Genomic DNA, 17,829 nt, shown 5'->3' with positions numbered 1-17,829 from the left:
GGGCTCCCGCATCTTCGCGCCCCTTCCCCAGCGTCCGCCAAAGCCGCCGAGATCCACATCTTGCGGCACCCACAGGGTTATCCACAACACTGCCCACAAAAGCCCCCGAGTCAGGCAGAGTCCGCCCCGCTCAACGCGCGCAGGCGGTTTCCGTCCGGTCCTGGCCCAGCGTGTCGAGCGCGTCGGTCTCATGGGCGAAGCCCTCGATCGGGGCCACCGCGATCACCGCATTCGACGTGGCCAGAAGCAGCGGCTGCCGGAGCTGCCCGTTCCAGGGCCGGAAATTGCCGCGCACGCCCTTGTAGAGATCCACGGACAGATCGGGCGCCCGCAGCACCGCCCGAACCTCCTCGGGCGCGGCCGAGCCAGCCTGCACCGTCGCCTCGGCGATGGCCTTCACCGCCGCCCAGGCCGCCCAGTCCCCCGAGGACATGTCGCGCCCCGCGAGGCGCCGGAAGCGCTGGTTGAGCTGCGGGGCGCCGTAACGCTCGAAGGTCCAGTGCCAGGCGCGCGGCACCAGCCCCTCGGAGCCGACCACCGGGCGCGGCGCGTAGGTGGCATAGGGCAGGAAGCGGCCGAAATCGCCGAGCGCGTCGACCAGCCAGACCACGTCGTAGCGCGCATCCCCGGTCAGCAGGGCAATGTTGCTGCGTTCGCGCTGGCGCGGATCGTTGCTCAACTCGAAGGCGCGCTCGGCAACCATCCGCAGGCCGAACTTGGCCGCCGAGCCCTTAGCCGCGCGCGCCTCCTCGTCATCGGCCGGCGTCGTGCCGCGCACCAGCAGCACGTCGGTCCAGTTGCGTGCCCTCAGGTATTGCGCCAGCGCATCACTCAGCATCGAGTCCGAGGGCATCGTGTGCAGCAGGTTGGCGGCGCAGTCCTCGCGGCGCCAGCGGTCGGCGCTGTCGCGGATGTTGACGAAGAGCGTCTCCGGCGCAGCGGCGTGCAGCGCCGCCGCCATGGCCTCGGGCGGCAGGTCCAAGAGGATCGCCACGGGCCCACTCTCCTCGATGGCGGCCAGTGCCTGCGGAAGCTCCTCGGCTGCGGCGGTCACCTCCTCGAGGTCGAAGCCGAGACCCAGCGCCCGCCCCAGCACGCGCGTGTCGCGCAGCCCGAGGTGCAGCCCCTCCAGCGGGCGCTGATGATCCCGCAACGACAGGCCGGTGTAGAGCGGCTGCGGCTCGTAATAGGGATCCTCCTCGAGCCCGAGGTAGACGAGCCGCACCGCCTCCTGAGCCGCCAGCGGGCCCGAGAGCAGGAAGAGCAGCAGCAGCGCCCTAGCGATCATCGATGAGAATGTCATAGGGCACGCGGCCGACCGGGATCGAGGTCAGCGCCCTGAGGCTGCGGGTATCGATCACCGTGACATCGTCCGAGAGGCCGTTGGCGACGTAGAGCCGCGACTGATCGGCGGTCAGCGCCAGCCCCCATGCGCGGCTGCCGACGAGCACGTAGTCGATCACCTTGCGCTTCGGCACGTCGACCACCGCCACGTGGTTGGCCCGCCCGAGCGCCACATAGGCGCGCTGGCCGTCGGCGGAGATCTCGAGGTCCACCGGCGTCACCTGCTCGGCGCGGAAGCCCGTGGGCAGGAAGGTGACATCGCCGACCAGCTTCAGCGTCTCGACGTCGATGATGTCGACGATGCCGGCGAGTTCGGCCGAGACCCAGAGCTCCTTGCCATCCGGGGTCAGCGCGAAGCGGCGGGGGCGGGTGTCGACGAGGATGTCGGCAATCACCGCATCGGCCTCTAGGTCGATCACATGCACGAGGTTGGCAGCTTCGGAGGCGACGAAGACCAGCCGCCCGTCGGGCGTGACCTGCACCCCTTCGGGTTCCTCGCCGGTGAGGTATTCCGCCAAGAGCTCGCCGGTGTCGATGTCGATGACCGAGGCGGTGGCGTCCTCCTCGTTCGACACGATGAGCCGCCGCCCGTCGGGATGCAGATCGAAGGTCTCGGGGGCGGGCACGCCACGGATGCGCCCGGTCAGCTCGAGCGAGGCGGTGTCGTAGATGGCGATCGTGTCGTCATCGGCGCAGCCGACGTAGAAGGACGAATGATCGGCGCTGAAATGCACCCCGCGCGGGCGGGCGCAGGTCTCGATGGTGCGCAGAAGTTTCAGGTCGGGCGAGAGGATGCTGAGCGTGTCGCCGCGCTCATCCGAGACGATCGCCAGGCCCGTTCCCATGCCCGATCCCATGCCCGGTTCCCCGGCCGACTGGGCGCAGACCGACCCCGTCACCGCGGCGAGGAACGCGGCCCGAAAGAGCAAACTGGGGATCGGACTCGGCCGCATGAGACTGTGCTATTTTTCTAAACACATTTGGTTTACCCTACGTAAACCAACGAAGATCTACAACGCAAACCTTGGGAGGATATGGTTATGCGTGATTGGTCGAGACTCGCCGCCAGCTGTCTGGCGGCGCTGGTCGCCTCTGCTCCGGCGCATGCTCAAGATGAAACCTCGGCGAGTACGCTTTACGGCGACTTGCAGTCGGTGACGCAAAGCATGCTCTCGCGGGCCGCGGGTGACGGCAACAACTTCCTGCACACCAACGGCAACTACGCGCAGACGCGCTACTACCCGGCGAGCCAAATCAACACCGGCAACGTCCGGAACCTGCGTCCGGCGTGGATTTTCCAGACCGACATCGTCGATTCGATGGAAACCTCGCCGATTGTCGTGAACGGGGTGATGTATATCACCACCGCCTTCAACGAGGTCTATGCGATCGACGCGCGGACCGGGGCGCAGATCTGGCATCACAAGCATTCGATGGGCCCGGTCACCACCTATTGCTGCGGGCCGAACAACCGCGGCGTGGCGGTCGCCGGGGACAAGGTCTTCATGGGCACTCTGGATGCCAAGCTGGTGGCGCTTGACGCCAAGACCGGCAAGCAGCTCTGGGAGACGCAGATCGCCGACGCCGAGCTGGGCTATTCCGAGACCATGGCGCCCTCGGTGGTCGAGAACATGGTGCTGATCGGCACGAACGGCGGCGAATACGGCATCCGCGGCTTCGTGAAGGCTTTCGACACGGAAACCGGTGAGCTGATCTGGACCTTCAACACCGTGCCCGAGGATTCGGTGGGGGTCTGGGCCACGCATGACGCCACCGGCCGCGACATGCACCGCGACATCGACGCCGAGAAGGCCTCGCTCGAAAGCATGGGCGATCCCTACGAGACACTGGGCGGCGGCGTCTGGCAGAACCCGGCGGTCGATCTTGCCGAGCGGCGCATCTACTTCGTGGTGGGCAACCCCTCGCCCGACCTCGACGGCAGCCTGCGCCCGGGCGACAATCTCTATACAGACAGCCTCGTGTCGGTGAACCTCGATACCGGCGAGTATGTCTGCCACTTCCAGTACATCGCGCATGACGTCTGGGACCTCGACGCGGTCTCGCCGCCGATCATCACCACGGTGAAGGATGACGCGGGCAACGACGTGAAGGGCATCCTGCACGGCGGCAAGACCGGCCACGTCTACGTGCACAAGGCCGACGATTGTTCGCTGATCCGCTACTCCGAGGCAATGGTCCCGCAGGAGGACATGTGGACCCTGCCCACCGCCGAGGGCGCGCGGATGCTGCCGGGCGCGAACGGCGGCGTGGAATGGTCGCCCATGGCGATCGATCCGAGCCTGCACCTCACCTACGCGATCAACCTGCACCAGCCGATGACCTACACGGTGCGCTCGACCCCCTACCCCGAGGGCAAGATCTGGCTCGGCGGCTCCTTCGACGTGATCCCCGACGAGGCGCAATGGGGCAATATCACAGCGGTCGACTACAACACCGGCGACATCGCCTGGCAGGTGCGCACCGCCGAGCCGATGATCGGTGGGGTGCTGGCCACCGCCGGCGGCCTCGTCTTCACCGGCGAGGGCAACGGGCTCTTCAAGGCCTATGACAGCTCCAACGGCGGCGAGCTCTGGCGCTTCCAGGCCGGGGCGGGCGTCAACGCCCCGCCGTCGAGCTACACGGTCGAAGGCCAGCAGTACATCGTCGTCGCCGCAGGCGGAAACTCGCAGCTCAACTACAAGCGCGGCAACAACATCATCGCCTTCACGCTTGCCGACTGAGGCAGGGCACAGGTGCTGACATCGGGGCGGGCTCCTGGTCCGCCCCCTTTCTTCAGGGAGACCCCATCATGACATTGCGCTCCGCCCGGCTGCTCGTACTCCTCGCCGCCACGGCCCTCGCGCCCCCCGCCAGCGCCAAGGACGGTTTCGTGCTCGACGACGAGGTGGCGATCTGCGCCGGCTGCCACGGCGAGGACGGCGTCCCGGTCGACCCGGAGTACCCGGCGATCTGGGGCCAGCAGTATTTCTACATCTACACCCAGCTCCGCGACTACGCCGCCGGGCGCCGCGAGAACGAAATCATGACCGGCGTCGCCGCCGAATACGACAAGGACCAGGCCAAGCAACTGGCAGAGCATTTCGCCGCCCAGACCTGGCCCGCCATCCCCTCGCAGGCTCAGGATGGCGACGAGGCGCTGGCCAACACGGCCTTCACCGCCGCGCAATGCAGCGCCTGTCACGGCAAGTGGCAGGGCGACAGCCGCATTCCCCGGCTCGCCGGCCAGCAGGCGGGATACCTGTCGAAGACCATGCATGACTTCAAGACCGAGGTGCGAATGAACGCGCCGGACATGTCCAACATCATGAAGCAGTACGACGAGCCCACCATCGAGGCGATGGCGCGCTACCTCTCGAGCCTCGTCCTCCACTAGCCCGGGTCAGGGCCCGAGCAGGGCGGAGATCTCGCTCCCGGCGGCAAGGTCGGCGGCCCGCTTGCCCTGCATGTCGCGCAGCCCGGGGTCGGCGCCCGAGTCCAGCAGGAAGGCCACCATCTGCGCGTGGCCGCGCTCGGCGGCGATCTCAGCGCCGAGCGCCCCCGATCGTCCTGCCGGTCGATCCGCGCCCCCGCCTCCAGCAAGAGCCGCGCGGTCTCGACCCCGTCCGGCGCGGGCGCGTCATTGGCATGTCCCGCCGCCCACATCAGCGCGGTCAGATCGTGCCCCCATACCCGGTCGGCCTCGGCCCCTGCCTCCAGCAGCGCCGCGACGATGCCGGCAAAGGCCCGCCCCGCCGCATAGGTCAGCGCCCCCTTGCCGCGCCGGTCCTCGGCCTTGGGATCACCCCCCGCCTCGAGCAAGATCGCAAGCATCCGTGCATCGCCATCGAAGGCCGCCGCCATCACCGGGGTCACCCCCTCGCGGCTGGCAAGTTTCACATCGGCCCCGGCTTCGACGAGCTGCGCCACCATGCGCCGCCGCCCCTCCTGCACGGCCCCAAGAAGGGGCGTGACGCCGCCGAGGTTGGCATGGTCGATATCCGCCCCCCCGCGACAGCAGCTCCGCCGCGATCTCCCGCGAGCCGCGCGCCGCGGCAATGTTGAGGGGGGGTTCCGCCGAACCGGTTGCGCGCCTCGACCGAGGCGCCCTGTTCCAGAAGCCGCCGGGCGGTCTCGGGGCAGTCGAGCGCCGCCGCCTCGAAGAGCGCCTCGTTCAGCACCCGCCCCTCGAGCGCGGCGCGGGATTGCGACAGGCGGGTCTCGAGCGCGCTGCAGACCGGCGCGGCGGGCTGGGCAAGGGCCCCGCCCCCGCCGAGCACCAGCAGCACGAGCCCCAGCCCCGCCGCCCGCCTCATTTCACCACCATCACGCCGCGGAAGCCCTGCGTGTCGAGCCCCTCTATATAGAAGGGATACTCGCCCGGGCGCTGCGGGATGAACCAGATGTCGATCTCGCCCTCGTCGTCGAATTCCACCGCGTGAAGCCCGTAGGGCTTCACCTCCTTGTCCTCGATGACGACCTGGTCGATCCAGCTCTCGCGGAACAACTCCGGGGCAAGCAGCTTGTACTCCTCGAGCCCGTCACTCTCGATGCGCCAGCGGTAGTATGTCCCCGCCTCGATCTCGTAGCGCGTGACCGAGAACCCCTCGGCGGCGCTCAGCGCCAGCGGCTCCAGCCGCTCGGCGCGGCGCGTGGCATCCTCTGCCTGCGCCGCCCCCGCGAGCATCGCGAGGGCGATCCCAAGAAGACCAAGCCTGCCTGTCATTCCCCGCCCTCCCGCAAGTTGCGGAAAACGTACCATCGGGACGCCGGGCAGACAAATTGCACCGCCCGACCGTCGCTCAACTCTCGGGTTACTGGATGGTGATATCCACGCGCTGGCTCTCGCCCGTGGAGCCGGGGATCTTCAGGTAGTACTGCCCCGGCTTGATGGCGAGGAACTCGATCTCCATCTCGCCCGCCTCGTCGAACTCGACGCTCTCGAGACCGTAGGGGCGGATTTCGAGCCCGTTCACCACAACCTCGTTGATCCAGATCGCACGGAAGAAGCCCGGCCCTTCAAGGCCCAGCTCGCCAGTGCCGTCGGCCTCGATCTCCAGCTCGTAGACCATGCCGGACTTCAGCGTGATCGGCCCCTCGGCCAGAGGCTTGCCGACCGAGAGGGTGATCTCGGGCATTTCCTCGGAGTTCTGGTGCGACAGGATGCCGGCAAAGCCATAGTCATGCGCAGCCGCAGGCAGCGCCATCGCGACGAGCGCGGCGGCGATCAGGGTAGGTTTCATGGTCGGATCTCCTCCTTCAGACCAGATGCGGGGTCAGTGTGGCGGGCTGACCCTGCAGGTGCAGGATGCGGCTGGCCAGTCGTTCGGCTTCGGCACGGGCGTGGGTGACGAAAAGCACCGCCGGGCGCAGCTCGGCGATCAGTTCCTCGGTCAGCGCCAGCATCGACTCGGCCAGCTCGGGGTCGAGCGACACGAAGGGCTCGTCCATCACCAGCATGTCGAGCCGCCCGGCAAAGGCCCGCGCGAGCGCGAGGCGGCGCTGCTGGCCGAGCGAGAGGCTGCGCGGATAGGCATCGTGCCGCCCCTTCAGCCCGACCCGGTCGAGCGCCGCGCGGGCGTCCCCCTCGCTCAGCTCGGAATGCACGAGGGTCAGGTTCTGCAGGGCGGTGCGCCATGGCATCAGCGTCGGTTCCTGGAAGACCATGGCCATATGCGTCGGCCGGGTGATCTCGCCCTCGAACTCCGGATCAAGCCCGGCGACGATGCGCAGAAGGGTCGACTTGCCGATGCCCGACGGCCCCAGAAGCGCCACGGTCTCGCCGCGCGAGACGGTGAAATGCACGTTGCGTAGCACCTCGGTCCCGCCGAAGCGTTTCGAGCGGATCTCGACCCTTACCGCCCCGGGATCCGCGAGCTTGGGATGCAGGGGCACGACGCGCCCGTCCTCGGGTCGGATGCTCGGGCTCATTGCACCTCCGCGAAGAGCCCGTCCGGCACGTGGCTCGCCTGTCCCACCAGCTCGGCACCGCCGAGCTCGGCCATCAGCGACAAGAGCTTGTCCGCCGCCCCGGCATCCACCGGCCCGCGCTGCGGCACCCCGGCCAGCCAGTCGCCCCGGAGCTGCTCGAACTCGGCCTCGTCCGCAGCGTTCATCTGCGGCCGCAGCGCCTCCCATGCCGAGGCATCCTCGGCCAGCAGCGCCTTGGCATCGCGGCTGGCCTCGTAGAAGGCCTGCGCCAACCCTTCGTGCCCGGCAAGGAAGTCCTCCTTGAAGTAATACCCGAGCAGCGGCACGTCGGGGTCGAGCCCCAGCGCCTCGGCGGCGGTCTCCACCGAGATCAGCTCGCGCATGCCCGCGGCCTTCATCTTGGCAAGGAAGTGCCAGAAGTTGATCGCCCCGGCGTAGTCCCCCGAGAGTCCCGACTTGAAGATCAGCGGCGGCGCGCCAAAGACCTGCTCGGTCTCGGCCTTGAGGTCCATGCCGTACTCCTGCTGGGCAAAGGCACGCAGGATCAGCCACGACTTGTCGAGCGGCCCGCCGGCGATGCCGATCTTGCCGCCCTTGAGATCGGCCAGCGTCTCGGCGTCCGAGCCGCCCGGCACCAGCAGCCCACCCACCGCGCGGGAATAGGGGACCACCACGTAGTCCTTGCCCTCGGCCCGCTGGCGGGCGACCCAGATCCAGTCAGCCACGGCCATGTCGGCCTCGTCGCCCTCGACCGCGATGCGGGTCGCGCCATTGTCGGCATAGGTCACCATCTCGAGCTTGAAGCCATGCGCGGTGTCGAAGCCGTTCGCGGCGATCGTCTCCAGCTCCCAGTTCACCGTGCCGATCTTCAGAACCGCGGCGCGGACAACCGGCAGCTCCTGCGCGGCAGCCGGAAGCGCGGCGGCGCAGCCCAGCACCAGCGCGGTCAGAAATACCTTCATGAGCTTCGTCTCCCCCTTGCCGTTCAGTTCGGCGTGATCGCCACGCCCCAGGGCTGCTGCCCCACCTGGACCGACTTGATCGCCTTCTGCGCGGCCACGTCGATCACCGTGATGTCGTTGGAATTGCCGTTGGTGGTCACCAGGAACTCCTCGCCGGGGGTGAAGGCCATCTGCCAGACCCGCTGCCCCACCATGATATAGTCCATAACCTCGAGGCTTGTCCCGTCGATCACCGCAACACGGTTGGCCGGCCCCAGCGCCACGAAGATGCGGCTGCCGTCCGAGGTCGCCCGGATCCCCACCGGCTGCAACCACTCGGGCAGCACGCCGGGCACTTCGAAGCCGATCTTCTGCTTCAGCGTCGGCGTGCCGTCCTCGGCGATGTCGATGACGCTGACCGTGCCGCCGATCTCGGCGCTGACGAAGAGCCGGGTGCCGTCATCGGTGTACTCGGCGTAACGCGGGCGCTGGTCGACGAGGATGTTGTGCTTGATCTGGTAATCCTCGGTCGAGATGAAATGCGCCATGTTGGTGGTCTCCGAGGTGTTCACCACCCACTTGTGGTCGGGCGAGATCGCCATCCCCTCGGGCTCCACCCCCACCGGCACCTCGGCGAGGATGGTATGGGTCTGCGTGTCGGTCACCGTGACGAGGTTGTCATCCTCGTTGGCGATGTAGAGCGGACTGCCGGAGCGATCGAGCACGAAGAGCTCGGGGTCCGGCCCCGAGGGCAGCGTGTAGAGCTCCTCGTAGGTCTCGGTGTCGAACACCCGCACCGTGTCGTCATCCGAGGCGCAGACGTAAAGCAGCTTGCCGTCGGGCGAGAGGGTGATTCCGCGCGGGCGGTTGCCGCCCTCGAACTCGGTGATCACCTCCCAGGTGCCGGTGTCGAGCACGGTGATCGTGTTGCCCCGCTCGTTCGAGACAAAGGCCTTGCCGGCAAGCGCGCCCGAGGCGGTCAGGCAAAGCGCGGCGGTGAGCAGGAGTGATTTCATCGGAGTCCTCATTGGAAGGCCGTGCAGTCGGATTCGGGACGGTCGAGCCCCAGCGTGTCGAGCGGCGAGACCTGGTGAAGGAAGCCCTCCTGCGGGCTGACGCTGACGGTGATGCGGCCGTCGTAGAGCAGGATGGGCTGGCGCATCTGTCCGTTCCAGTCGCGGAAGGTCACCTTTTGCCCCTTGAAGGCCGCCAGCTCGAAGGCGTCCGACAGAATGTAATTCTCAAGCTCGGCGGGATCGTCGCTGCCGGTGCGGGTCACCGCCTCGCCGAGGACACGCAGCGCCAGCCAGGTGTTGTAATCCTCCTCGGTCACATGGCGCCGGGCGAGCTTCTCGAAGCGGGTCTGGAACTGGGTCGCGCCCCAGGCCTCATGCGCACCATGCATGGTCACCGGGCGCAGGCCGGCGCTGCCCATGACCGGGCGCGGCGTCCAGAGGTGATAGGGCAGGTAAGCGGCGAAATAGTCGGTGGCGTCGGCGGCGATGACGAGGTCATGCTCCTTGGTGCGCTGCAGGAACGTCGGCAGCTGGCGCTGTACCATGGCATGGCCGGTGTCGGTGCGCCGGGCGCCGCCGGTGTCCTCGAACTCGCGCTCCTCGACGATCTTCGCGCCGAACTTCTTCGCCGCGCGACGGTAGGCCTCGGCCAGCGCCCGGTCCTCGGGGTTCGAGCCGCTCACCAGCAGCCAGCGCGGCCATTTCTTCCAGACAGCGAACTGCGCGATGGCATCGGCCTTCATCGCGAACGAAGGCGCGATGTGCAGCAGGTTCGCCCGGCACTCGGCGCCGCGCAGCGCCAAGTCGGGCGCCGAACCGTTGAGCACCAGCGCCCCCGCCTCCGCCGCGCGATCGGCAAGCGCCAGCAAGTCGCCGGCCCGCGCGTCCACCACCACGTAGCGGATGCCCTCCGCCAGCATCTCGTCCAGCGCCGCCAGTGCCCCCTCTGGCGGGGCGGCAACGCTTTTGGTCTCGTAGGTATGGCCAAGGAAGGCGCCGGTGGTCGCATTGTCCTCGTCGGCCAGCACCGCCCCGGCAAAGTCGAGGTCCTCTGGCCGGGCGTCGTAGCGCGAGATCGGCAGCAGCGCCGGATAGTCCACCCGCAGCACCCCCGCGCGGACCTCCACCGCCTGCGCCGCCGGGGCGGCGAGGCAGGCGGCAACGGCAAGCGCGGCCGCGGCCAGCAGCGGGACAGAACTCTTTGGCACTTTCTCCTCCATGCCCGCGCGGATCCGGCGGGCCCCGTGTCCACTCTGCCCCTCCCAAGGCGAAGCGGTGAACCGATACTTTCGGTTCGGTTGCGAGACACAGGGTAACGGCGGCACGATTGTCGGCGACTCTTAATTTCTAAGAAGGCAGCAATGCTTACCCGCGCCCTCCCGCTCGTACTGATGCTCTGCTCTCCCGCCGCCGCGGGCGAGAAGGTCGCCTTTCTCGGGATTACCTTCCTCGACAGCTCGCTGCAGACCGCCGAGCTTGGCCAGGACCCGGCCGAGCTGGCCCGCATCACCATGCTCGAGCAGATGGTGGCGCAGCGCTTCGAAGACGAGGGCTTCGACCTGCTGGACCTCGGACCCATCGCCGGGGAGCGCGACCGCATCGTCAACCCGGCCAAGTGCTACGGCTGCGACACCCGCATGGCCGCCAAGCTCGGGGCCGACTACGCCTTGGTGGGAGAGGTTCAGAAAGTCTCGAACCTGATCCTGTCGATGAACCTGCAACTGCGCGACGTGGAGAGCGGCCAGACGGTCAAGGGACGGGTCGTCGATATCCGCTCGAACACGGATGAAAGCTGGCGCCGGGGGATGGACTACATCCTGCGGACGGGGATTTTCAAGGAGGAGACCAGATGAAAAGACGCAACCTGCTGCTCGCGGGGGCAGCGCTGGCGTTGATGCCCGCCGCCGCCATGGCGCACGGGCCGACCCGGCAGAAGGTCACGGTGACCGCCGATGTCGCCGCCGAGCCTGCCGAAGTCTGGGCCGCGATCGGCGATTTCCAGGACATGAGCTGGCATCCCGCCGTGGTCTCGCAGACCGGGACCGGTGGCAACGAGATCGACGCCACGCGCGAGCTTTACCTGTCGGACCAGGGCGCCTCGGGGCCGAAGATCGCCGAGGTGCTCTACAAGTACAGCGCCGAGAAGATGTCCTACAGCTACCGCATCACCGATGTGGCGGTCGAGGTTCTGCCTGTGACCAACTACTCCTCGCATCTGACGGTGCTGCCGCGCGAGGGCGGGGGCTCTACTGTCGAATGGCGCGGCGCCTTCTACCGCGGCTATCCCAACAACGACCCGCCCCCCGAGCTGAACGACGAGGCCGCCATCGCCGCGGTCACCGGCGTCTATCAGGGCGGGCTCGATGCGCTGGTCGAGCGGTTCGGTGCGCCGGGCTCCTGAGCTGGCGCTCGCCGCCGTTCTGGCCGTCGCCGCGTGCCCCGCGGCGGCGGATCTCGCCTTCGTGACCTGTCAGAACGGCGACGCGCTCTCGGTGCTCGACCTCGAGACCGGCGAGGAGACCGCCCGCTGGACGGTCCCCGGCAAGCCCGCGGGGGTGGCGGTGGCTCCGGACGGCACGGTCTACACCGTGGCACCGGACGCCAAGACCGTGCGCCGCCACGACCCCAAGGGCACGGTGCTCGCCGAGGCCCGGCTCGACGGCGGTCCGATGGGCGCCGCACTGGACGCGGCCCGGTCGCATCTCTTCGTTTCGGACTGGTACAACGCCCGGCTCTGGGTGCTGGATGCCGGAACGCTGGAGGTCCTCACCGAGCTTCCGGCTGGCGCCGCCCCCGCCGGGCTGGCGCTTTCGCCCGACGGCCGCCTGCTCGCCGCCGCCGAGCGCGATGCCGACCGGGTGAGCCTTTATGATGCCGAGACACTGACCCTCGCCCGCACGGTGCCCGTGGGCACGCGGCCCTTCGGCCTTGGCTTTGCGCCAGACGGGCGGCTCTTCGTCGGCAATGTCGGCAGCAACGATGTGACGGTGCTCGATCCCGCTTCGGGCGAGCGCCTGGCGACCCTTCCGGTGGGCGAGCGCCCCTATGGCGTCGCCTTCGCCGCCGGGCGGGCCTTTGTCAGCAACCAATATGCCGGCACGGTCAGCGTGATCGCGCTCGACACGCTGGCGCCCCTCGCCGAGATCACGGTGGGCGAATACCCCGAGGGTATCGCCGCCACCTCGGACGGGCAGATCGTCGTGGCCAACTGGTTCGACAACACCCTCAGCCTGGTCAACGCACAGACGCTCGAGGTGAGCGCCGAGATGGACACCGCCGACGGCCCGCGCGCCTTCGGTGCCTTCGTGCGCGCAACCGGTGACTGACCGTCCCGGTCACTGCCGCGGCGAGACCCTCTCGAGCGGGTATCCCGCCGCGGCCCACCCGTCTGTCCCCACGGGCAGCCAGGAAACGGACGTGTAGCCGTAGCTCAGCGCCCGCTTTGCCGCGTTCCAACTCATCCAGCAATCGGCGAGGCAGAAGAACAGCAGCGGATGCGCAGGATCGCCGCCGCTCGCCGCCTGCAGCCCCGCGCGCAGATAGGCCTCCTCCGGCGCGCCGAGCGCCCCATAGCCGGTATTGGGAAGCCAGATCGCTCCGGGAATGGAGTCGCGCGGCTTGTCACGCCAGACCGTGCCCTCGGGAAGCGTCTCCGGCTTCGGCGGCCGCGGCAACACGTCGATGAAGGCCGCCTCCCCCGCCTCCCAGAGCCGATGCGCCTCCTCGACGTCCACAACCGTGCCGCCCTCCAGCGAGTCCGGCACCGGCGCGCGGTAGTCCTCCATCCGGTAGGCCTCTGGCTCGGGCACCTGTGCCAAGGCCGGACCGCAAAAGACCAGCGCCGGCACGAGTGCCAGCGCCAGCCGGAAACGCCCCGGCCCCGACATCACTGCCCGACGTCCAACGCCCGCGCGCCCATGTCGTCGAGCAGCGGCACCCCGGCCTCGGTCAGCAGCGCATCAATCTCGGGCTGGTTGCGGCGGATCAGCGAGTTGAGCTGGCGCTGCCAGACCTTCTCACCCTGCCGCACGCCCATGGTGATGCGGTAGAAGAGCTTGGGCGCGCCCGGCTCCTTGATCAGCGGCGTCACCTTCAGCCCCGGATGGTCGCGCTTGACCAGAGGCCCGCCGATCGGCCCCCAGAGCACCGCGGCGTCGATCTCACCCGCGGCGAGATCGTTCAGCATGTCGCTGGCCGGGCTCTCGACCCGGCGGTCGACCACCAGCGCATAGGGTCGCGCCTTGCCGATCAGCCCGTTCCGCGCCATGTGGGTGGCGGGCGGTGATCCGGCGATGACACCCAGCTTCAGCCCCGGCAGCGCCGGGTCCGACAGCTCGGTCACCCCGGCCAGGGGCCCGTCCTCGGGCACCACCAGAACATAGGCCGAGGTCATGTAGTGGTTGGTGTTCAGGACCAGTTCGTGGCCCTGTGCATAGCCCATGACCACGTCGCATTTCCCGGCCTTCAGCGTCTGGCGGATGAAGCCCGTCGCCATGGGAAACCAGGTGTAGCTCACCGGCCGCTCCAGCATTTCGGCAAAGAGTTCGGCCAGCTTGTTCTCGTAGCCCGAGCCATCCTGCATCGACATGGGATCGGCGGCGGGATCGGCGCAGACCCGGAAAGCACTCTTGGAGACGAGGTCCGAGGTCTGCGCCTGCCCGGCGCCCGCCGCGCCCACAAGGAGCAGCGCCAGCGCGGCGGCCCGTGCGGGGTCAGCCCATGCAGGCATTTTCCATTTCGGTATAGGTCTCACTCTTGGGCTCCTTCTTGGCCGGGCGGCCGCGGTCGATCGCACCGGATCCATGCGCCTTGAGGTAGGTGTAGATGTCGTCGAGATAGCACATCACGTTGGGGTTGGTGCCGAAGGCGGGCATCACCGAGTTCTCGGCGGCACCGACTTTCTTGCGACCGTTCACCACGGTGTCGACGAATTCGTAGTAATCCATGTTGACCGCCGAATTCTTCAGCGCCGGCGCGTAGGTCGACCCCTCGCCGTCCGGGCCGTGGCAGACGTGGCACTCGGCGTGGTAGCGGCGGAAGCCCGAGAAGGTCGGCCAGTCCACGGTGCCATCCTCGGCGACGTTGAACGTGGGGACGCCGTCCGCGGTGTAGTAGCGGCCGCCTTCCTCGTAATCTACCGCGATGTTCGGGTCCTCCATCGAGACGTTGGCAGCGCTCAGGGCACTGGCTGCGAAGAGGCCGGCGGCGGTCAGGAGGGTAAGCTTTCGGGTCATGGCATAAGGGTCCTGGGCATGAGGGTCCTGGAGATCTCTGTGAGATGTTCTTTCGAAATGCGCCGGCGGGACGCGTCTCCCGCCGGCGCCTCGGGTCGCTGCGGATCAATCCGGGAGCGCAAAGACCGTCAGCTGACCGCCGAGCGCGGTGTAGTCGGACAGGGCCGCGTAGCCGCCCACCGCACCGAGACCGTCGTTCGGGTTGGTCAGACCGGCAGCAAGACCGATGCCGGCCCAGCCTCCGACACCCGACAGGATGCCGATGTACTGCTTGCCGTCATGCTCGTAGGTCATCACGTTGCCGATGATCCCCGAGGGGGTCTTGAAGCGGTAGAGCTCGTCGCCCGTCTCGGCGTCGACCGCCTTCAGGTAGCCCTCGAGCGTGCCGTAGAAGACGATGTCCCCCGCGGTGGCCAGGGCGCCCGACCAGACCGAGAACTGCTCGGGGATCGACCACTTGATCTCGCCCGCGATATTGTCCCAGGCGATGAAGTTGCCCATGCCGCCATGGCTCTCGGGTGCCGGGTACATCGCAAGCGTCGCCCCGACGTAGGGCTGGCCCGCGGTGTAGCTCACCCGGAACGGCTCGTAGTCCATGCAGACGTGGTTGGTCGGCACGTAGAAGAGTTCCGTCTTGGGCGAGAAGGACGCCGGCTGCTGGTCCTTGGAGCCGAGCGCCGCCGGGCAGATGCCGGTCGAGTTCACGTCCTCGCCATTCTGCTCGGTGGAATATTCGGCGACCACGGCCGGGCGGCCATAGGTTTCCGAGTTCGGGTCCATGTCGACACCGGTGGTCCAGTTCACCGCCGGGTCGTACTTCTCGGCCACCAGAAGCTCGCCGGTCAGGCGGTCGAGCGTGTAGCCGAGGCCGTTGCGGTCGAAGTGGGTCAGCAGCTTGCGCGCCTCGCCGTTGAAGTCCTGGTCGGTCAGGATCATCTCGTTGATGCCGTCGTAGTCCCACTCGTCATGGGGCGTCATCTGGTAGACCCACTTGGCCATGCCGTCGTCGGGATCCCGCGCCATGATGGTCATCGACCAGCGGTTGTCGCCCGGGCGCTGCGCCGGGTTCCAGGTCGAGGGGTTGCCGGTGCCGTAGTAGATCAGGTCGGCTTCGGGATCATAGGAGTACCAGCCCCAGGTGGTACCGCCACCGATCATCCACTGGTCGCCTTCCCAGGTGTTGGTGCCCGAATCCGCGCCCACCGGCTTGCCGAGATGGGTGGTGGTCTCGGGATCCATCAGGATGTCGCTGTCGGGCCCCATGGAATAGGCGCGCCACTCCTGCTCGCCGGTTTCCATGTTGTAGGCGGTCACCGAGCCGCGGACGCCGAATTCACCGCCCGAGATGCCGACGATGATCTTGTCCTTGACCGGCAGCACCGTCGCGGTGTTGGTCTCGCCCTTCGAGGCGTCGCCGTTCATCACTTCCCACTTCACCTCGCCGGTCTCGGCGTCGAGCGCCACGACCTTGGTATCGGCCTGGTGCAGGAAGATCTTGCCGTCGGCATAGGCCACGCCGCGGTTCACCGTGTCGCAGCACATCACCGGGATCACGTCCGGATCCTGCTTGGGCTCGTAGCGCCACTTGATCCGGCCCTGGTCGTTCAGGTCGAGCGCGTAGACGATGTTGGGGAACGGGGTGTGCACGTACATCGTGTCCCCGACCACCAGCGGTGAGCCCTCGTGGCCGCGCAGCACGCCGGTCGAGAATGTCCAGGCGACCTGCAGGTCCCCGACGTTCTCCTTGTTGATCTTGTCCAGCTCGGAATAGCGCTGGTTGGCATAGTCGCCGGTCTGGATCGCCCATTGGCTCGGGTTGTCCATCTGCGACATCAGGTCGTCGTTTGCCATCGCCATGGATGCGGCGCAGAGCAGCGCACCAGACGATAGAAGCAGCCGTCTCTTCATCTTCCTTCTCCCTTGGAATTTACGGCGTTGCCGCCGCGTGGCCCCGTCCCGGCCGCCTTTCGGCATCATGTGAAACCGTGTCGGGTCATCCGGATCCGGCGCTCCTTCTCCTCCCGCCGAACCCGAAAATCTAACTACGTCCGATGATCAGTTCCCCCCCGCTGAAACTCGCGAGGTAGGCGATCACGTCGGCCCGCTCCTCTTCCTTGCGCAGGCCCGGAAAGGACATCTTGGTGCCGCTTGCGAAACTCTTCGGGTTCTCGAGGAAATGCCCCAGCTCCTCGGGAGTCCATGTCCCGTCGGCGGCAGCCAGTTCCTTGAGCGCGTCGGAATAGTCGAAGCCCTCGGCCGAGGCGATCTCGCGCCCCACGACGCCGGTCAGCACCGGGCCGACGCGGTTCTCGGCCCCCTCGCCCACCATGTGGCAGGCCTTGCACTTGCGAAACACCTTCTCGCCCTTGGCCGCGTCCCCCTCGGCAAGGGCCATCCCCGCCGTGAGCGCCAGGATCAGTCCGGCTGCGAGCGTTCCTTGATACATGCCTTGTCTCCTCTGCTGGGCCCGCGCTCAGGCAAGCCGGGCTGCGTGCCAGGCGACATGGTCGCCGGCAAACGAATTCACGAAAAAAATACGAATGGTCGTAGCCGGGCTGCATCCGCAGCACACCCGGCTGACGCCGCTTGGTCATCGCCGTAGCCAGCGCCTCGGGCTGCAGCAGCTCGAGGAACTGGTCGCTCGCGCCCTGGTCGATGAGGATGTCCTCCTTCCAGCCGCGCTCCTCCATGAGCAGCGTCGAGTCGTGCGCCGACCAGCACCCCTCGTCGTCGCCGAGATAGGCCGAGAGCTGCTTGCGCCCCCAGTCCGAGCGGGTCGGATGCGCGATCGGCGCAAAGGCCGAGAGGCTGTCGTAGAGATGCGGGTTGCGCATCGCCAGGGTCAGCGCCCCGTGCCCGCCCATCGAATGGCCGGTGATGCCATGCCGCTCGCCGATCCCGCCGAGCCCGCAGACGATCTCGCGCAGCTCCTTGGTGACGTAGTCGTACATGCGGTAATGCGCCTTCCACGGCTCGCGCTTGGCATTGACGTAAAAGCCCGCCCCCTGCCCCAGGTCGTAGGCCTCGTCGTCAGCCACCTCCGGCCCACGCGGGCTGGTGTCGGGAAAGACCAGCGCCAGCCCGTGCAGGGCGGCGTGCTCCTGAAAACCGCCCTTGGTCATGGCGTTCTCATGGGTGCAGGTCAGCCCCGACAGATACCACAGCACCGGCACCGGACCGTCCTGCGCCTGCGGCGGCAGGTAGACCGCGAAGGTCATGTCGCAACTACAGGCCTCCGAGGCGTGCCGGTAGACGGTCTGCCTGCCGTCGAAGCTCCGGTTTTCCGCCAACACGTCCATGCTCAGTATTCCACCACCGCGCGGATCGACTTGCCCTCGTGCATCAGGTCGAAGCCGTGGTTGATCT

Annotated in this window: 20 protein-coding genes and 1 pseudogene; 5 read left to right on the top strand and 16 right to left on the bottom strand. The window is 67.8% G+C overall.

Features of this window, described 5'->3' with window-relative positions; genetic code table 11:
* Positions 1 to 130 precede the first annotated feature (130 nt).
* Positions 131 to 1,288, bottom strand: coding sequence for a type 1 periplasmic-binding domain-containing protein (locus tag CLG85_RS24985; RefSeq protein ID WP_260350218.1), 1,158 nt, complete (start codon positions 1,286 to 1,288; stop codon positions 131 to 133).
* On the bottom strand, positions 1,278 to 2,189 hold the full coding sequence (locus tag CLG85_RS24980) for a PQQ-dependent catabolism-associated beta-propeller protein (RefSeq protein WP_224850246.1): 912 nt from the start codon (positions 2,187 to 2,189) through the stop codon (positions 1,278 to 1,280). The genes CLG85_RS24985 and CLG85_RS24980 overlap by 11 nt, the downstream gene beginning before the upstream one ends.
* A gap of 195 nt (positions 2,190 to 2,384) precedes the next feature.
* Here CLG85_RS24980 and CLG85_RS24975 point away from each other — a divergent pair, with 195 nt between their 5' ends.
* Both CLG85_RS24975 and CLG85_RS24970 read left to right on the top strand, forming a co-directional pair.
* Positions 2,385 to 4,085 carry a pyrroloquinoline quinone-dependent dehydrogenase gene (locus CLG85_RS24975; RefSeq protein ID WP_260350217.1) on the top strand — a complete coding sequence of 567 codons (1,701 nt, stop codon included), beginning with the start codon at positions 2,385 to 2,387 and terminating at the stop codon, positions 4,083 to 4,085.
* 68 nt (positions 4,086 to 4,153) lie between these two features.
* On the top strand, positions 4,154 to 4,738 hold the full coding sequence (locus CLG85_RS24970) for a c-type cytochrome (RefSeq protein ID WP_260350216.1): 585 nt from the start codon (positions 4,154 to 4,156) through the stop codon (positions 4,736 to 4,738).
* On the opposite strand, the gene CLG85_RS24965 is transcribed toward CLG85_RS24970, so the two are convergent.
* The 8 genes from CLG85_RS24965 to pedA1 all read right to left on the bottom strand — a co-directional run bounded on the left by CLG85_RS24965 (position 4,735) and on the right by pedA1 (position 10,449).
* The gene (locus CLG85_RS24965) at positions 4,735 to 5,295 is read right to left on the bottom strand and encodes an ankyrin repeat domain-containing protein (protein WP_446323478.1); all 561 of its coding nucleotides are present in this window, start codon (positions 5,293 to 5,295) and stop codon (positions 4,735 to 4,737) included. The two genes, CLG85_RS24970 and CLG85_RS24965, sit on opposite strands and share 4 nt — an antisense overlap.
* Entirely contained in the window at positions 5,238 to 5,657 is a 420-nt protein-coding gene (locus CLG85_RS24960) for an ankyrin repeat domain-containing protein (protein WP_260350214.1), read from the bottom strand. The genes CLG85_RS24965 and CLG85_RS24960 overlap by 58 nt, the downstream gene beginning before the upstream one ends.
* The gene (locus CLG85_RS24955) at positions 5,654 to 6,067 is read right to left on the bottom strand and encodes a cupredoxin domain-containing protein (protein WP_095884414.1); all 414 of its coding nucleotides are present in this window, start codon (positions 6,065 to 6,067) and stop codon (positions 5,654 to 5,656) included. The genes CLG85_RS24960 and CLG85_RS24955 overlap by 4 nt, the downstream gene beginning before the upstream one ends.
* 88 nt (positions 6,068 to 6,155) lie before the next feature.
* The gene (locus CLG85_RS24950) at positions 6,156 to 6,584 is read right to left on the bottom strand and encodes a cupredoxin domain-containing protein (protein WP_095884413.1); all 429 of its coding nucleotides are present in this window, start codon (positions 6,582 to 6,584) and stop codon (positions 6,156 to 6,158) included.
* Positions 6,585 to 6,600: 16 nt separating this feature from the next.
* Positions 6,601 to 7,272, bottom strand: coding sequence for an ABC transporter ATP-binding protein (locus tag CLG85_RS24945; protein ID WP_095884412.1), 672 nt, complete (start codon positions 7,270 to 7,272; stop codon positions 6,601 to 6,603).
* Positions 7,269 to 8,234, bottom strand: a complete 966-nt coding sequence (locus CLG85_RS24940; protein ID WP_095884411.1) for an ABC transporter substrate-binding protein — start codon at positions 8,232 to 8,234, stop codon at positions 7,269 to 7,271. The genes CLG85_RS24945 and CLG85_RS24940 overlap by 4 nt, the downstream gene beginning before the upstream one ends.
* 23 nt (positions 8,235 to 8,257) lie before the next feature.
* A complete protein-coding gene (locus CLG85_RS24935; RefSeq protein ID WP_095884410.1) occupies positions 8,258 to 9,229 on the bottom strand; it encodes a YVTN family beta-propeller repeat protein in 972 nt (323 codons plus the stop codon).
* 8 nt (positions 9,230 to 9,237) lie between these two features.
* The gene (gene pedA1 / locus CLG85_RS24930) at positions 9,238 to 10,449 is read right to left on the bottom strand and encodes a lanthanide ABC transporter ABC transporter substrate-binding protein PedA1 (RefSeq protein WP_512699386.1); all 1,212 of its coding nucleotides are present in this window, start codon (positions 10,447 to 10,449) and stop codon (positions 9,238 to 9,240) included.
* A gap of 141 nt (positions 10,450 to 10,590) precedes the next feature.
* On the opposite strand from pedA1, the gene CLG85_RS24925 reads away from it, so the two are divergent.
* The 3 genes from CLG85_RS24925 to CLG85_RS24915 are packed head-to-tail and all read left to right on the top strand — an operon-like array spanning position 10,591 to position 12,555.
* Positions 10,591 to 11,082, top strand: a complete 492-nt coding sequence (locus CLG85_RS24925; RefSeq protein ID WP_095884409.1) for a DUF3280 domain-containing protein — start codon at positions 10,591 to 10,593, stop codon at positions 11,080 to 11,082.
* Positions 11,079 to 11,630: an SRPBCC family protein gene (locus CLG85_RS24920; protein WP_224850262.1), complete on the top strand. Its 552-nt coding sequence runs from the start codon at positions 11,079 to 11,081 to the stop codon at positions 11,628 to 11,630. Before CLG85_RS24925 ends, CLG85_RS24920 begins: the two co-directional genes overlap by 4 nt.
* The gene (locus CLG85_RS24915; RefSeq protein WP_260350212.1) at positions 11,593 to 12,555 is read left to right on the top strand and encodes a YncE family protein; all 963 of its coding nucleotides are present in this window, start codon (positions 11,593 to 11,595) and stop codon (positions 12,553 to 12,555) included. The genes CLG85_RS24920 and CLG85_RS24915 overlap by 38 nt, the downstream gene beginning before the upstream one ends.
* Before the next feature lie 9 nt (positions 12,556 to 12,564).
* Here CLG85_RS24915 and CLG85_RS24910 read toward each other — a convergent pair whose 3' ends face one another.
* The 6 genes and pseudogenes from CLG85_RS24910 to fghA all read right to left on the bottom strand — a co-directional run bounded on the left by CLG85_RS24910 (position 12,565) and on the right by fghA (position 17,762).
* Positions 12,565 to 13,116: a PQQ-dependent catabolism-associated CXXCW motif protein gene (locus CLG85_RS24910; RefSeq protein WP_095882685.1), complete on the bottom strand. Its 552-nt coding sequence runs from the start codon at positions 13,114 to 13,116 to the stop codon at positions 12,565 to 12,567.
* Positions 13,116 to 13,958, bottom strand: a complete 843-nt coding sequence (locus CLG85_RS24905) for a substrate-binding domain-containing protein (RefSeq protein ID WP_095882686.1) — start codon at positions 13,956 to 13,958, stop codon at positions 13,116 to 13,118. The genes CLG85_RS24910 and CLG85_RS24905 overlap by 1 nt, the downstream gene beginning before the upstream one ends.
* Positions 13,942 to 14,463 carry a c-type cytochrome, methanol metabolism-related gene (locus CLG85_RS24900; protein ID WP_095882687.1) on the bottom strand — a complete coding sequence of 174 codons (522 nt, stop codon included), beginning with the start codon at positions 14,461 to 14,463 and terminating at the stop codon, positions 13,942 to 13,944. The genes CLG85_RS24905 and CLG85_RS24900 overlap by 17 nt, the downstream gene beginning before the upstream one ends.
* 105 nt (positions 14,464 to 14,568) lie before the next feature.
* Complete coding sequence (locus CLG85_RS24895; protein WP_095882688.1) at positions 14,569 to 16,371, bottom strand: methanol/ethanol family PQQ-dependent dehydrogenase; 1,803 nt, start codon at positions 16,369 to 16,371, stop codon at positions 14,569 to 14,571.
* 130 nt (positions 16,372 to 16,501) lie between these two features.
* Positions 16,502 to 16,909: a c-type cytochrome gene (locus CLG85_RS24890; protein ID WP_260350211.1), complete on the bottom strand. Its 408-nt coding sequence runs from the start codon at positions 16,907 to 16,909 to the stop codon at positions 16,502 to 16,504.
* 27 nt (positions 16,910 to 16,936) lie between these two features.
* Positions 16,937 to 17,762, bottom strand: a pseudogene (gene fghA / locus CLG85_RS24885) (S-formylglutathione hydrolase).
* Positions 17,763 to 17,829: the final 67 nt, after the last annotated feature.

Source organism: Alloyangia mangrovi (genome assembly GCF_002300555.2).
Taxonomy (GTDB): domain Bacteria; phylum Pseudomonadota; class Alphaproteobacteria; order Rhodobacterales; family Rhodobacteraceae; genus Salipiger; species Salipiger mangrovi.
The sequence above is the reverse complement of the archived record's forward strand: the minus strand, read 5'-3'. Positions and strand labels throughout refer to the sequence as shown.